General features: G+C 71.1%; 15 protein-coding genes. 8 read left to right on the forward strand and 7 right to left on the reverse strand.

Features of this window, described 5'->3' with window-relative positions:
• Positions 1-7: 7 nt before the first annotated feature.
• A complete protein-coding gene (locus GL325_RS08690) occupies positions 8-445 on the reverse strand; it encodes a MarR family winged helix-turn-helix transcriptional regulator (RefSeq protein ID WP_187411500.1) in 438 nt (145 codons plus the stop codon).
• A gap of 52 nt (positions 446-497) precedes the next feature.
• On the opposite strand from GL325_RS08690, the gene GL325_RS08695 reads away from it, so the two are divergent.
• The gene (locus GL325_RS08695; RefSeq protein ID WP_187769265.1) at positions 498-914 is read left to right on the forward strand and encodes an organic hydroperoxide resistance protein; all 417 of its coding nucleotides are present in this window, start codon (positions 498-500) and stop codon (positions 912-914) included.
• A gap of 127 nt (positions 915-1,041) precedes the next feature.
• On the opposite strand, the gene GL325_RS08700 is transcribed toward GL325_RS08695, so the two are convergent.
• Together GL325_RS08700 and GL325_RS08705 are read right to left on the reverse strand one after the other, a co-directional pair.
• On the reverse strand, positions 1,042-2,262 hold the full coding sequence (locus tag GL325_RS08700) for an MFS transporter (RefSeq protein WP_255955877.1): 1,221 nt from the start codon (positions 2,260-2,262) through the stop codon (positions 1,042-1,044).
• Positions 2,259-3,590 carry a GH1 family beta-glucosidase gene (locus GL325_RS08705; protein WP_223111080.1) on the reverse strand — a complete coding sequence of 444 codons (1,332 nt, stop codon included), beginning with the start codon at positions 3,588-3,590 and terminating at the stop codon, positions 2,259-2,261. The genes GL325_RS08700 and GL325_RS08705 overlap by 4 nt, the downstream gene beginning before the upstream one ends.
• Positions 3,591-3,743: 153 nt before the next feature.
• Between GL325_RS08705 and murI the strand changes: the two genes are divergently transcribed.
• From murI to GL325_RS08735, 6 genes are all read left to right on the forward strand, one after another.
• Complete coding sequence (murI, locus tag GL325_RS08710; protein WP_187411499.1) at positions 3,744-4,550, forward strand: glutamate racemase; 807 nt, start codon at positions 3,744-3,746, stop codon at positions 4,548-4,550.
• Complete coding sequence (locus tag GL325_RS08715; RefSeq protein WP_187411498.1) at positions 4,547-5,308, forward strand: MBL fold metallo-hydrolase; 762 nt, start codon at positions 4,547-4,549, stop codon at positions 5,306-5,308. The genes murI and GL325_RS08715 overlap by 4 nt, the downstream gene beginning before the upstream one ends.
• A 53-nt stretch (positions 5,309-5,361) precedes the next feature.
• The gene (locus tag GL325_RS08720; protein ID WP_154596710.1) at positions 5,362-5,499 is read left to right on the forward strand and encodes a hypothetical protein; all 138 of its coding nucleotides are present in this window, start codon (positions 5,362-5,364) and stop codon (positions 5,497-5,499) included.
• Positions 5,500-5,576: 77 nt separating this feature from the next.
• Positions 5,577-6,296, forward strand: a complete 720-nt coding sequence (gene rph / locus GL325_RS08725) for a ribonuclease PH (protein WP_187769267.1) — start codon at positions 5,577-5,579, stop codon at positions 6,294-6,296.
• Entirely contained in the window at positions 6,293-6,907 is a 615-nt protein-coding gene (gene rdgB, locus GL325_RS08730) for an RdgB/HAM1 family non-canonical purine NTP pyrophosphatase (RefSeq protein ID WP_187769268.1), read from the forward strand. Before rph ends, rdgB begins: the two co-directional genes overlap by 4 nt.
• Before the next feature lie 47 nt (positions 6,908-6,954).
• Entirely contained in the window at positions 6,955-7,617 is a 663-nt protein-coding gene (locus GL325_RS08735; RefSeq protein ID WP_187769269.1) for a VOC family protein, read from the forward strand.
• Positions 7,618-7,630: 13 nt separating this feature from the next.
• On the opposite strand, the gene GL325_RS08740 is transcribed toward GL325_RS08735, so the two are convergent.
• Genes GL325_RS08740 through GL325_RS08750 form a run of 3 tightly spaced genes read right to left on the reverse strand, consistent with a single transcriptional unit; the run spans position 7,631 to position 10,565 of the window.
• Positions 7,631-8,860 (reverse strand): ABC transporter permease, encoded by a 1,230-nt coding sequence (locus GL325_RS08740; RefSeq protein WP_187769270.1) that lies wholly within the window; start codon positions 8,858-8,860, stop codon positions 7,631-7,633.
• Entirely contained in the window at positions 8,857-9,564 is a 708-nt protein-coding gene (locus GL325_RS08745) for an ABC transporter ATP-binding protein (RefSeq protein WP_154596713.1), read from the reverse strand. Before GL325_RS08745 ends, GL325_RS08740 begins: the two co-directional genes overlap by 4 nt.
• The gene (locus GL325_RS08750; RefSeq protein ID WP_154596714.1) at positions 9,564-10,565 is read right to left on the reverse strand and encodes an efflux RND transporter periplasmic adaptor subunit; all 1,002 of its coding nucleotides are present in this window, start codon (positions 10,563-10,565) and stop codon (positions 9,564-9,566) included. The genes GL325_RS08745 and GL325_RS08750 overlap by 1 nt, the downstream gene beginning before the upstream one ends.
• Positions 10,566-10,625: 60 nt before the next feature.
• On the opposite strand from GL325_RS08750, the gene dapE reads away from it, so the two are divergent.
• The gene (gene dapE / locus GL325_RS08755; protein ID WP_187769271.1) at positions 10,626-11,690 is read left to right on the forward strand and encodes a succinyl-diaminopimelate desuccinylase; all 1,065 of its coding nucleotides are present in this window, start codon (positions 10,626-10,628) and stop codon (positions 11,688-11,690) included.
• Here the strand turns inward: dapE and GL325_RS08760 are convergent.
• Complete coding sequence (locus GL325_RS08760; RefSeq protein WP_187769272.1) at positions 11,684-12,583, reverse strand: GDSL-type esterase/lipase family protein; 900 nt, start codon at positions 12,581-12,583, stop codon at positions 11,684-11,686. The two genes, dapE and GL325_RS08760, sit on opposite strands and share 7 nt — an antisense overlap.
• Positions 12,584-12,665: the final 82 nt, after the last annotated feature.

Genomic DNA, 12,665 nt, shown 5'->3' on the forward strand with positions numbered 1-12,665 from the left:
GTTCGGGTCAGTGCTCCAGCTCGGCCAGGAGATGGTCGAGCAGGCTCCGCAGGGCGTCGCCGTCGGCCTGTTCCAGTCCCATGCCCTGCACCAGCCGCAGGGGGACGTCCGCGACGCGTGGCCGCAGCGCCCAGCCCTGGTCGGTGACCGACACCAGGACCCGTCGTTCGTCGGACTCGTCGCGCGACCGGGAGACGAGCCCTGCGGCCTCCATGCGCTTGAGCAGGGGAGTGAGGGTGCCCGAGTCCAGGTGCAGCCGTGCGCCGAGCTCGCCGACGCTGAGGGGCTCGCCGGCGTCCCACAGGGCCAGCAGGCACAGGTACTGCGGGTACGTCAGGCCGACCTCGGCGAGCAGTTCGGTGTAGCGCCGCGTCACGGCACGCGATGCGGCGTAGAGCGGCAGGCAGAGCTGTCGGTCGAGTGCGAGCTGCGGGTAGTCGTCCACGCCGCCAGTCTATCTGTTGCTCGATTGAATTGCGCGCAATAGTGTTGTGGCCATGAAGCCTCTCTACACCGCCAGCGCCGTTGCCACCGGAGACGGCCGCAACGGCCACGTCGAGTCCGTCGACGGCATCTTGTCCACCGACGTCCGCACGCCGCAGGAGATGGGCGGACCCGGGGGTGCCACCAACCCCGAGCAGCTGTTCGCCGCCGGCTACGCCGCCTGCTTCCACTCGGCCCTGCGCCTGGTCGGCCAGAAGTCCGGCGCGGACGTATCCGACTCCGAGGTCGTCGCCGACGTCTCGATCGGTGACAACGGCGAGGGCGGCTTCGGCCTGGCCGTCGCCCTCGAGGTGACCCTGCCGAAGGCCAGCCGCGAGGAGGCCCAGAAGCTCGTGGAGGCCGCGCACCAGGTGTGCCCGTACTCGAACGCGACCCGCGGCAACATCGAGGTCACGCTCTCCGTCGCCTGAGCCCTCGCCCGGCCCTGGCCCGCTCTCTCCACTTTTGGAAACGGATCCACGTTGTTGAGTCGTCTTGGCGTGGATCCGTTTCCAAAAGTGGGGGAGGGGCCGTCGTGGGTCGTAGCGGAGGCGACGCTCAGCGCACGCCGCGGATCCGCACGACGGCGACCGCCCCGACCAGTCCGATGACCCCCGCCGTCACGTACAGCGTCGTGTAACCGCCCAGCCAGAGCACGATCGGCGCGGCGAGCACGGGTGCGATCACCTGCGGCAGCGCGTTCGCGATGTTGATGACGCCCAGGTCCTTGGCGAAGCCGTCCTCGTCGGGGAGCACCTCGGTGATGATCGCCAGGTCGACGGCCAGGAACGCGCCGAACCCGATGCCCAGCACGACGGCGGCCACGAGCACCCCGGGCCAGGTCTGCCAGAACGCCAGCAGCAGCGCCGCCGCGGCCATGATGACGCCCGCCCAGATCACGAACACCTTCCGGCGCTGGACGTGGTCCGACCAGCGCCCGGCGAGCACCGCCGAGATCGCGACCACGACCGAGTTGAGCGCGATCACGACGAAGACGCCGCCCTCGGGATCGTCCACCTCCACGGCGTCGGTCAGGAAGTACAGCAGGTAGAGCGTCGCGATCCCGTTGCCGAGGTTGACCACGAAGCGGGTCAGCCACGCCCAGGCGAAGTCGGGGCTCTGCGTGGGCGAGATCCAGAACGAGCGCACGAACGGCCCGAGCGCGAAGACGGGCCGCGCGGTGATCGGTTCGTCGTGGCTCCGCACGAGATAGGGCACCGCGCTCAGCAGCAGGAACACGGTGCACGCCAGGTAGCCGCCGCGTGTCCCGCCGAAGGCGATCGCCAGCCCGGCACCCACCAGGATCCCCAGGGTCTGACCGAGGCCGACCAGCCCGCCGGCCCAGGCCCGCTGCGCGACGGGAACGCGATCGGGCAACGTGGCGGTGATCGCGGCGAGCGAGGCGTTGACCGAGGCTTGGACGAGGCACCAGCCCACGACCACCTGCCAGAACGCGGTCGCACCCGACAGGATCGTCAGGCCCAGGGCGCCCACGACCGAGCCGGCGGTGACCCACGGGACGCGACGGCCGAACCGGCTGCGCGTGCGGTCCGACAGGGCCCCGAACAGCGGATTGGCCACCATCGAGACCACGGCGCCGATGCCGGTGACGACGGCCAGCGCGGTCTCCTTGCCGTCGCCCACGATGGCCTCGGTCTGCTGGGGGAGCAGGACCGCCAGGGGGCCGAAGAACGCGACGTAGGTGCCGAGGTTGACCAGTCCCATCGAGAGGAGCCACGGCAACCGGACCGGTGCCAGGCGCTCGACGGGTGTGCTCACCGACGACCCTTCTGGGCCGCGATCATCTGGCGGTACCAGTGGAAGGAGTCCTTGGGGATCCGCTCCTGGGTGGCGTAGTCGACGTACGTCAGGCCGAAGCGCTGCGAGTAGCCCTCGGCCCACTCGAAGTTGTCCATGAACGACCAGTGGAAGTACCCGCGCACGTCCACGCCCGCGTCCATCGCCTCACGCAGCGCGGTCAGGTGGGCCGCCGTGTAGTCGATGCGGCGCTGGTCCCGCACGCGTCCCTCGGCGTCCGGCTCCTCGTTGAAGGCACCGCCGTTCTCGGTGATGAGGATCGGGGGGAGGGCGTCGCCGTACCGCTCCTGCATCTCCACGAGCATCTGCCGAAAGCCGTCGGGGATGATCGGCCAGCCGAAATCGTTGTACTCCAGTCCTTCCGGGGTGACCATGTCGAACGGCACGGCCGAACCCGGCGGCGCCGCCGCGATGTACTGCGGGTTGTACGAGTTGATGCCCAGGAAGTCGATCGGCTCGCTGATGATCGCGAGATCGCCGTCCTCGGCCACCGGGTCGACGATCCCGACCAGCGGCCAGGTCCCGGTCAGGATCGGATCGAGGAACGCGCGGTTGTAGACCAGGTCGAACAGGGCGGCGGCGTCGAGCGTCTCGGGGGAGTCGTCGACCGGCCGCACCTGGGTGTGGTTGTTGGCCGGGCCGACGAGCGCGGCGCCGGCGGCGCGCAGGGCCTGGACCGCCTTGCCGTGCGCGAGCAGCTGGTGCCACGCGACCTGCATCGCGTCGAAGCCGAGCTCCTTGCCCGGTGCGTGGACGCCGATGCCGTGACCCAGCAGCGTGAACACGACGGTCTCGTTGAGCGTGAACCACCGGGTGACGCGGTCGGCCAGCCGCTCGCCGACGACGTGCGCGTACTCGGCGAACGCGTCGGTGATGGCCCGGTTCTGCCACCCTCCCGCGGCCTCGAGCGCGAGCGGCGAGTCCCAGTGGAACAGCGTCGCGCTGGGCTCGATCCCGTGATCGAGCAGGGTGTCGACCAGGCGGTCGTAGAAGTCCAGGCCGCGCGTCTCGACGTCCACGCCGTCGGGCTGGATGCGCGGCCACGCGATCGAGAAGCGGTACGCGTCGACCCCCAGGTCGGCCATGAGTGCGACGTCGTCGCCGTAGCGGCGGTAGTGCTCGCACGCGGCGTCGCCGGTGTCGCCGCCGAGCGTTCGTCCCGGGGTGTGGCTGAACTCGTCCCAGATCGACCGCCCGCGACCATCGGCGTCGACGGCGCCCTCGATCTGGTAGGACGCTGTCGAGACGCCCCAGAGGAAGTCGTTGCCGAAGTGAGGTACGTCACTCATGAGTGACATCCTGCCCGAGAGTGGTTCCGGGCGCTCTGAGCGACGAGTGCGGGGTGTCGCTGCCCACAGTTTCCGCCTGAGCCGGGCGCACGAGACGGGCGTAACACCGGGTTGACTCCCCTTCGTGACCTCGACGTGTCTACCCTCTGACGTGTGAGCGACGCACCCATCGGCATCTTCGACTCGGGCTTCGGAGGTCTGACCGTGGCCCGCGCGGTGCTCGACCAGCTGCCGCACGAGCCGATCCTCTACCTCGGTGACACCGCGCGTCAGCCCTACGGCCCGAAGCCGATCTCCCAGGTGCGCGAGTACGCGCTCGAGTGCCTCGACCACCTCGTCGCCCAAGGCGTCAAGGCCTTGGTCATCGCGTGCAACTCGGCCAGCGCGGCCGTCCTGCGTGACGCGCGCGAGCGCTACGACGTTCCGGTCGTCGAGGTGATCCTGCCCGCGACCCGCCGTGCCGTGAACGCCACGCGCAATGGCAGGGTCGGTGTCATCAGCACGGTCGCCACCGCCACCTCCGGTGCCTACGACGACGCCTTCGCCGCCAACCCCGGCATCGAGCTGCACACCCAGACCTGCCCGCGGTTCGTCGAGTTCGTCGAGGCCGGGATCACCGGCGGCCCCGAGCTGCTCGCCGTGGCCGAGGAGTACCTCGGCCCGCTGCAGGACGCCGGCGTCGACACCCTCGTGCTGGGCTGCACGCACTATCCGCTGCTCACGGGCGTGCTGTCGTACGTCATGGGCGATACGGTGACGCTCGTGTCCAGTGCGGAAGAGACGGCGAAGGACGTCTACCGTCTGCTCGCGTCGCACGACCTCGAGCGCGATCCGGTGCTGCCGGCGCCGCTGCACCGCTTCCTGACGACCGGCCATCCGGCCGAGTTCGCCGATCTGGGTCGCCGGTTCCTCGGTCCCGAGATCGAGTCGGTCGACCAGTTCGCCTCGGTAGCGGTGTGAGGCTCACGATCGTCGGGTGCTCCGGCTCCTTCCCGGGACCGGACTCCGCGGCCAGCTGCTACCTGGTCGAGGCGCCGTTCGAGGGGCGCACGTTCCGGATGCTGCTCGACCTCGGGTCGGGCGCGCTGGGGCCGTTGCAGGACTACATCGACCTGCGCGACATCGACGCGATCAGCCTGTCGCACCTGCATCCCGACCACTGCTTCGACATGAGCGGGCTCTACGTGGTGCGCAAGTACCACCCGTCCGGCCGTCCGCCGCGGCTGCCGGTCTACGCGCCGGTGGGCACCGACTGGCAGCTGTCCAACGCCTACGGCACCACCGCCCCCAACGGCATGACGCTGCCGTTCGACTTCCGCGAGGTCGTCGACGGGTTCGAGACCACCGTGGGCCCGTTCACGATGCGCGCCATGCGCACGCCGCACCCGGTCGAGGCCTACGCCATCCGGCTCGAGTGCGAGGGCCGGTCCCTGGTCTACTCCGGCGATACCGGCTTCGACCCCGCGCTGACGCGGTTCGCCGCGGGCGCGGACGTCTTCTTGTGCGAGGCCTCGTTCGTCGAGTCGGCCGACAATCCGCCGGACCTGCACCTGACCGGAGCCGAGGCCGGCCGCATCGCGACGGCCGCGGACGTGGGCCGACTGCTGCTGACCCACATCCCGCCGTGGACCGATCGCGACGAGGTCGAGGCGGACCTGCGGACCGAGTACACGGGCGACTACCGCCTCGTGCGGGCCGGCGACGTAGTGCAGTTGTAAATCTCGCCCCATTGCTCTCCTGCTGGCGTTCCCCGTACATCTGCGACGGTGGGGTGAACGAGGGCGGCCTGAAGGTCGACGACGTGGTCGTGGGCGGCATCGTCAGCTACGACGAGTCGACCGAGCTGGTGCAGCAGTACGCCCCGTACACGCTCACCGTGAACGGCGTCGTGCAGCCCGGCGGGCGCTGACGCGATGACGGTTTCCCCGGTGACGTGACACGAAACCCACGTCACCGGGGAAAGCCCCGCCCGGCTACGGTGGCGGGGTGACCCGAGAAGACGGCAGGACCCCGGACGAGCTGCGCCCCATCACGATCACCCGAGGCTGGCTGGACCATGCCGCCGGGTCGTGCCTGATCGAGTTCGGCAAGACGCGGGTGCTGTGCGCCGTGGCCGCGACCGAGGGCGTGCCGCGCTGGCGCAAGGGCTCGGGTCAGGGCTGGCTGACGGCCGAGTACGCGATGCTCCCGCAGGCCACCCACGACCGCTCGCAGCGCGAGTCGGTCAAGGGCAAGGTCGGGGGCCGCACGCACGAGATCAGCCGCCTCGTCGGTCGTTCGCTGCGTGCTGCGGTCGACCTCTCGCAGCTGGGCGAGAACACCATCGCGATCGACTGCGACGTGCTGCAGGCCGACGGCGGCACGCGCACCGCGGCGATCACCGGCGCCTACGTCGCCCTGGTCGACGCGATCGCGCACCTCAAGCAGCAGGGCGCCGTCAAGGGCGACCCGCTCGTCGACTCGATCGCCGCCGTCAGCGTGGGCATCATCGACGGCGTGCCGATGCTCGACCTCCCGTACGTCGAGGACGTCCGCGCCGAGACCGACATGAACGTCGTGATGACCGGCTCCGGGAAGTTCATCGAGGTCCAGGGCACCGCCGAGGGCGCGCCGTTCGACCGTGCCGAGCTCGACGCGCTGCTCGGCCTGGCCGAGAAGGGCTGTGCCGACCTCACCCGGCTGCAGAACGAGGCGCTGGCCTCGTGACCCGCGTGGTCCTGGCATCGGGCAACGCCAAGAAGCTCGACGAGCTGCGGCGCATCCTCGAGCCGCTCGTCCCGGGCGTCGAGGTGCTGGGGCTGGCCGACGTCGAGCCCTACGACGAGCCGGCCGAGACCGAGCCGACCTTCGAGGGCAACGCCCTGATCAAGGCGCGCACGGCCGCGCAGGTCACGGGCCTCCCGGCCCTGGCCGACGACTCGGGCATCTGCGTCGACGCCCTCAACGGGATGCCCGGAGTGCTGTCGGCTCGCTGGTCCGGTGTCCCGAAGGACCAGGGCGGCGACGCGGCCAACAACCGGTTGCTGCTCGCGCAGCTCGCGGACGTGCCGGACGAGCGCCGCGGTGCCACGTTCCGGTGCGCCATGGCGTTCGTGCTGCCCGACGGCACCGAGGTCGTCGAGGTGGGCGAGATGCCCGGGCGCGTGCTGCACGCGGAGCGGGGAGAGGGTGGCTTCGGCTACGACCCGCTGTTCGCCGCCGACGGGTACGACGTCTCGACCGCCGAGCTGTCCCGCGAGGACAAGGACGCCATCAGTCACCGCGGCCGGGCCCTGCGCGCGATCGCGCCGACCGTGGCCGCCGCGCTCCGGGCCTGACCCCGCGAGGGGGTGACGTCGCGGGCGGACCGTCCTACCGTGGGCGCATGGCGCTCGTGACGTTCAAGGACCTGGTGATCGACGTCGAGGACCCCGCGGCCGCCGCGGGCCGGTGGGGACGCTGGCTGCACCTGGCCGGTGAGATCGACGAGGAGGGCGCCGTCCTGCGCGGCGAGCATCCCGGTCAGACGGTCTGGCTCAATCCCGCACCGCTCAAGCGGGTCAAGAACCGGGTCCACCTCGACCTCGTGGCCCGGGACCTGGAGCCGTTCGCGGACCAGATCCGGATCACCGAGCCGGGCGAGTTCAGCTGGACCTCGTTCAGCGACCCCGAGGGCCATGAGTTCTGCGTCTTCCAGGGTGGGGAGCGCCCCGACGGCCTGAAGGACGTGGTCGTCGACTCCGTCGACCACCGCGTGATCGGCGCCTGGTGGGCCGACGTCTTCGGTGCGACCCTCGGCTCGGACGACGAGTACTCCTGGGTCGACGACATCCCCGGGTCACCGACGGAGTCGTTCGACTTCGTCAACGTCCCCGAGCCCAAGACGGTCAAGAACCGCGTGCACTGGGACGTCGCCCTGGCCGGCGAGGCGACCGTCGACGACCTCGTCGCCCGTGGAGCGACCGTCCTGTTGCCGCCGGGCGACGATCGCGGGTGGACCGTGATGGCCGATCCCGAGGGCAACGAGTTCTGCGTCTTCGACGCCTGAGGCGGCCGTTCGGTCAGAACCGGATTGCGTCGACGATCCGCACGCGCACCGCGATCAGCGCGGGAAGCACCCCGGCCAGCGCGCCCACGAGCAGCGAGACGCCCATGCCGAGCGCCGCGGCCGAGAGTGGGAACGGCGGCGGGTCGGCCACGCCTTCGAGCACGTACTCCGCGGTCCACGGTCCGTTGACCAGCGCGATCGCGATCATCACGCCGACGAGCCCGGCGACGAAGGTGGCGACGATGCTCTCCATCACGACCGAGAAGAAGACCCGACCCGACGTGGCGCCGAAGCTGCGCCGGATGCCGATCTCGCGGACCCGCTGCTGGATCGTGATGACCGAGACGTTCAACAGGCTCAGGGCGCCGAGCAGCAGGATCACCGAGCTGATGGCGACGACGACCCACTTCACCGAGTCCAGGTCGTCGTTGCCGCCCCACGCGAGATAGTCGTTGCGTTCGACCTGGCTCTCGAGTCCGGGCAGCTCGGCGTTGATCGACCGCCGTATCGCCTCGGTCAGCTCCTGCGATCCCTCGGTCGGGATCCAGATCTTCCAGGAGGCGTCGGTCATCGGCTGGGTCGCGCCGAACCAGTGCTCGTAGGCGTCGGCCAGCAGGTAGGCGCGGCCGAACTCCATCCAGCGATCGGACGTCGCCGTGACCCCGACGATCGTGGCGCTCACTGTCGTGGAGGCGCCGACCAGGTCGATCGTGGCCGGCAGGCGCGCCTCGGCCAGCCCCAGGTCCTTCAGCAGCCTCGGGTCGACCACGATCGCGGGCGAGAGGTTGGCCGCGTCGGAGTCCACCAGCCAGCGTCCCCGGGGAGTGACGACCCGGTGCATCACGGCGTACGGCGGGTCGACCACGAGGAGGTCGACACGACTCGCGCGGTCGGCCCGGCGTGCGTCGAGCTGGGTGTTGCCGGCCATCGACGCGTGGCTGATCTGGAACTGCTCCGTCACCTTGGCGACGGCGGGCCGGACGGTGGCGGCGGCGGCACCCGACCCCGTGTCGTCCTGCGGGTCGTACGCGTAGACGCTGAGCATGGCCGGGCGGCCGTCCCGCTCGTACTGCTCCACGAGGGCCTGCTGGCCGATGTCGGCGATGGCCACGGTGCCACTCAGTGCTGCCACGGCGACACCCACGCCCACGAGTGACAGCAGCACCCGCAGCTTGTGGATGCGCAGCTCGTGCCAGGCCTCGATGACCGCGGCGGCGAACCCGGTCAGGACCCGCCCGATCACGCGGCGGCTTCCAGTGGGTGGAGGGCGCCGTGCTCGAGCCGGTAGCGGCGGCGGGCGATCGCGGCGACGCCCGGATCGTGCGTGATGGTGATCAGGGCGGCTCCCGAGTCGCGCGAGACGTCGTCGAGCAGGGTCATGACCTGGGCGCCGGTCTCGACGTCGAGAGCGCCGGTGGGCTCGTCGGCCAGCACCACCCGCGGCGAGCGCACGAGGGCGCGCGCGATGGCGACCCGCTGCTGCTCGCCGCCGGACAGGTGCTGGGGCCGGCTGTCGAGTCGCTCGGCCAGGCCGACGCGCTCGAGCATCTCGGCGGCGATGCGCCGTCGCGACCAGAACTCGCGCCCGGAGGCGTACATCAGCGGTGCGATGACGTTCTCGAGCGCGGAGAGCCCGGGCAGCAGGTTGAACTGCTGGAACACGAAGCCGATCTCGCGGCCCCGGATGTGGGCGGTGGCGCGGCCGGAGAGGCGACGGACGTCGCGCCCGGCCCACTCCATGGTGCCGTGTGTCGGCCGATCGAGGAGGCCGAGCATGTTGAGCAGGGTCGTCTTGCCGGTGCCCGAACGGCCGACGATGCCGATGTGGTCGCCGCCGTGCACCACCAGGTCGACGCCGGACAGGATCGTGAGGTCCTCATCGTCGGGGAGCAGGACGGTGCGCCCCACGCCGGACAGACGGACGAGTTCGACCGGCGCGTCCGTCATCAGACGCCCGCTTCCGACTCGCCGTCGTCGCCGTCCGTGGGGGAGCCCGGGACGTACTGCAGGATCTGGGCGCCCTCCTCCAGGCCCTTGAGGATCTCGACGCTCTTGCCGTCGTTCACCCCGAGCCGGACGCGCCGCTCGGTCTGCTCACCGGAGTCGTCGACCACCCAGACGGTGCCGCGCTCGAGCAGCCCGCGCACGGCGGTGACCGGCACCACCAGGGCGTCCTCCGCCGAGCCCGCGTCGATCTGCATGCTCAGCTCGAGGCCGTCGAACACGGTGACGTCCTCAGGGACGTCGCACACCACCTCGGCGGCGGAGGAGGACTCGGGCTCCTCGCCCTCCTCGGTCGGGACGCCGGCACCCTCGACGCCCTCGTCGGCGATCTGCAGGTCGGTGCAGGTGAACGGCTCGGGTCCGCCGTCGATCGTGACCTTCGCCTCGTCGGGGGCGTCCATCAGGCGGTACCGGTCGACGACGGGCACGGTGCCGCGTGCGGTGAAGGTGGAGCGCTTGATCCGGGCCGTGGCGGTGTCGCCGGTGACCGCGTCGCCGACCTTCCCGGTGAAGCCGGCCAGCCGGCCGCTGACCGGTGCCGTGACCGCGACGAACCTCACGACGGGCGCGGCCGGCTCGTCGTCCTCGTCCTCGGTGGCGACGGCGGGTTCCACGACCGTGCGCACCTCGAACAGCGGATCGCCCTTCGACACCCGGGCGCCGTTGGGGACGTGGACGTGGGTCAGCGTCCCGTCGACGGAGGTCTTCACCGGCACGGCGGGGTCGATGACGATCGTGCCATCGATCTCGAGTGAGTTCTCGAGCGTCGCGCGCTCGACCGCGATGGTGGGGGAGAGGCTGACCGCCGTGGGCGACTCGGTGCCCTCGGCGCCGGTGGCGCCGCCACCGAAGGCCAGGACGGCGAGGCTCACGGCGATGGTGGCGCCGATGAGCAGCCAGGCGGTCGGCAGGACGAACCGCCGGAAGGTGCGGGTGAAGGTCACCGCCGGAAGGTACCACGCAATGCGCACTAGTGGGGAGGGATTGGGGCTAGGGTTCCACCCATGGCCTCCCTCGATCTGACGGCAGACATCGTGACGTTGACCCGGGCCGTCGTGGACGTGCCGTCCGAGAGTCTCGAGGAGGCCGAGCTGGCCGACGCCGTCGAGGCGGCGCTGCGCGCCTGCGACCACCTGCACGTCGTGCGCGACGGCCACACGATCATCGCCCGCACCGAGCTGGGCCGCGACGAGCGCGTCGTCATCGCCGGGCACCTCGACACGGTGCCGCTCAACGACAACCTGCCCTCGCGTCTCGAGGGCGACACCCTGTGGGGCCTGGGCACGTGCGACATGAAGGGCGGGGTCGCGATCGCGCTCAGTCTCGCCGCCGAGGTGACCGAGCCGGTCCGCGACGTCACCTGGGTCTTCTACGAGGCCGAGGAGATCGCGGCCGTCCACAACGGCCTGGGCCGGATCGCCCGTGAGCACCCCGAGTGGCTGCAGGGCGACTTCGCGATCCTCATGGAGCCGTCGAATGCCGGGGTCGAGGCGGGCTGCCAGGGCACGATGCGCGTCGAGATCCGCACCACGGGCGAGCGGGCGCACTCGGCGCGCTCATGGATGGGCCACAACGCGATCCACGACCTCGCGCCCGTCCTGGCGACGCTCGCCGGCTACTCGCCGCGGACGGTCGACATCGACGGCCTGACCTACCGCGAGGGACTCAACGCCGTGGGCGTGCGCGGGGGAGTGAGCGGCAACGTGATCCCCGACGAGGCGGTGCTGACGGTGAACTACCGCTTCGCGCCCGACCGGGACGAGGCGGCGGCGCTGGCGCATCTGCGCGAGGTCTTCTCGGGCCACGAGCTGACCGTCACGGACTCGGCGCCGGGCGCGCTGCCCGGCCTCGGGCGTCCCGCGGCTGCCGCGTTCGTCGAGGCCATCGGCGGCGAGGTCGGCCCGAAGTTCGGCTGGACCGACGTTGCGAAGTTCACCCTGCTGGGCGTCCCGGCGGTCAACTACGGCCCCGGCGACCCGCGCTACGCCCACAAGGCCGATGAGCAGGTTCCCGTCGAGCACCTGCACCGCGTCCACGACCGGTTGCGCGAGTGGCTGTCGGGTCACTGACCCTCGAGCGACTCCAGGACGAGATCGGCGATGCGCTGGTGACCCTCGGGGGTCGGGTGTGCGTCGCCCAGTGAGCAGGCGTAGGTCTCAGCGCAGACGCGCGCGGCCCGCGCGGGGATCGTGCCGAACTTCGAGGTCCTGATGGTGCGGTCGGCCGGGAGGTAGGCGCCGAACGCCCGCGTCACGTCCACGAAGGTGGCGCCGTGCGCGGCGTAGGTGCGGCGCAGGGCCGGGTTCACGGCGGTGCGGAACGCCTCGACCGACGCCTGGGCGACCCGGCGCGCCTCGGCGGACTTCGGCTTTCGCACGGGCGCCCCGAGCCAGATGTCGGGATAGGTCAGCCCGACGATCGGCACCTCGGGCCCCAGCCGCTCCCGCAGTCCCGACAGCAGGGAGTCGAGCGCCTTCGTGATGCGCGGCATCGCCTCGGCGACACAGCGGCGCCACGCCTCGTCGAAGGAGCAGGCGCGCAGGTCGTTCGCGCCCAGCACCACCGTGACCAGCTCGACGTCGTCGGCGTGGCGGTCCAGGTGGTCCAGGGCCACGGCCGCCTCCGAGCCCTTCACCGGCGCCAGCGCGCCCGGGGCACGCAGGTCCTCGTCGCACGGGTCGCCCTCCACGAACGCCACCGTCGTGATGCCCGAGCAGCTCACGTTGACCAGGCCGAGACCGGTCTTCTCGGCGACCTTCCAGGCGAACCCGTCCGTCGTGTTCTCGGCCTCGCCTCCGTCGAGCGCCGGGCGGTAGCCGGCGGCGTAGGAGTCGCCGATCGCGAGGTACTGGCGCTCGGCGGTCCTGGCCTGATCGGCGGGGGAGGTGGAGCACGAGGTCAGCAGGGCCAGGGCGGCCAGCGACGCGACCGTGACACGGGCGGGGAAGGAGGCGGCAGACACTCGCTCCACCGTAGTGAGATCGACCCGAGTCGTCCTGTCGAGCGCAAAGTTTCACCCATCACCTGAAAGTTTGCCATCCGCG

Source organism: Aeromicrobium sp. 636, assembly GCF_024433585.1.
Lineage (GTDB): Bacteria > Actinomycetota > Actinomycetes > Propionibacteriales > Nocardioidaceae > Aeromicrobium > Aeromicrobium senzhongii.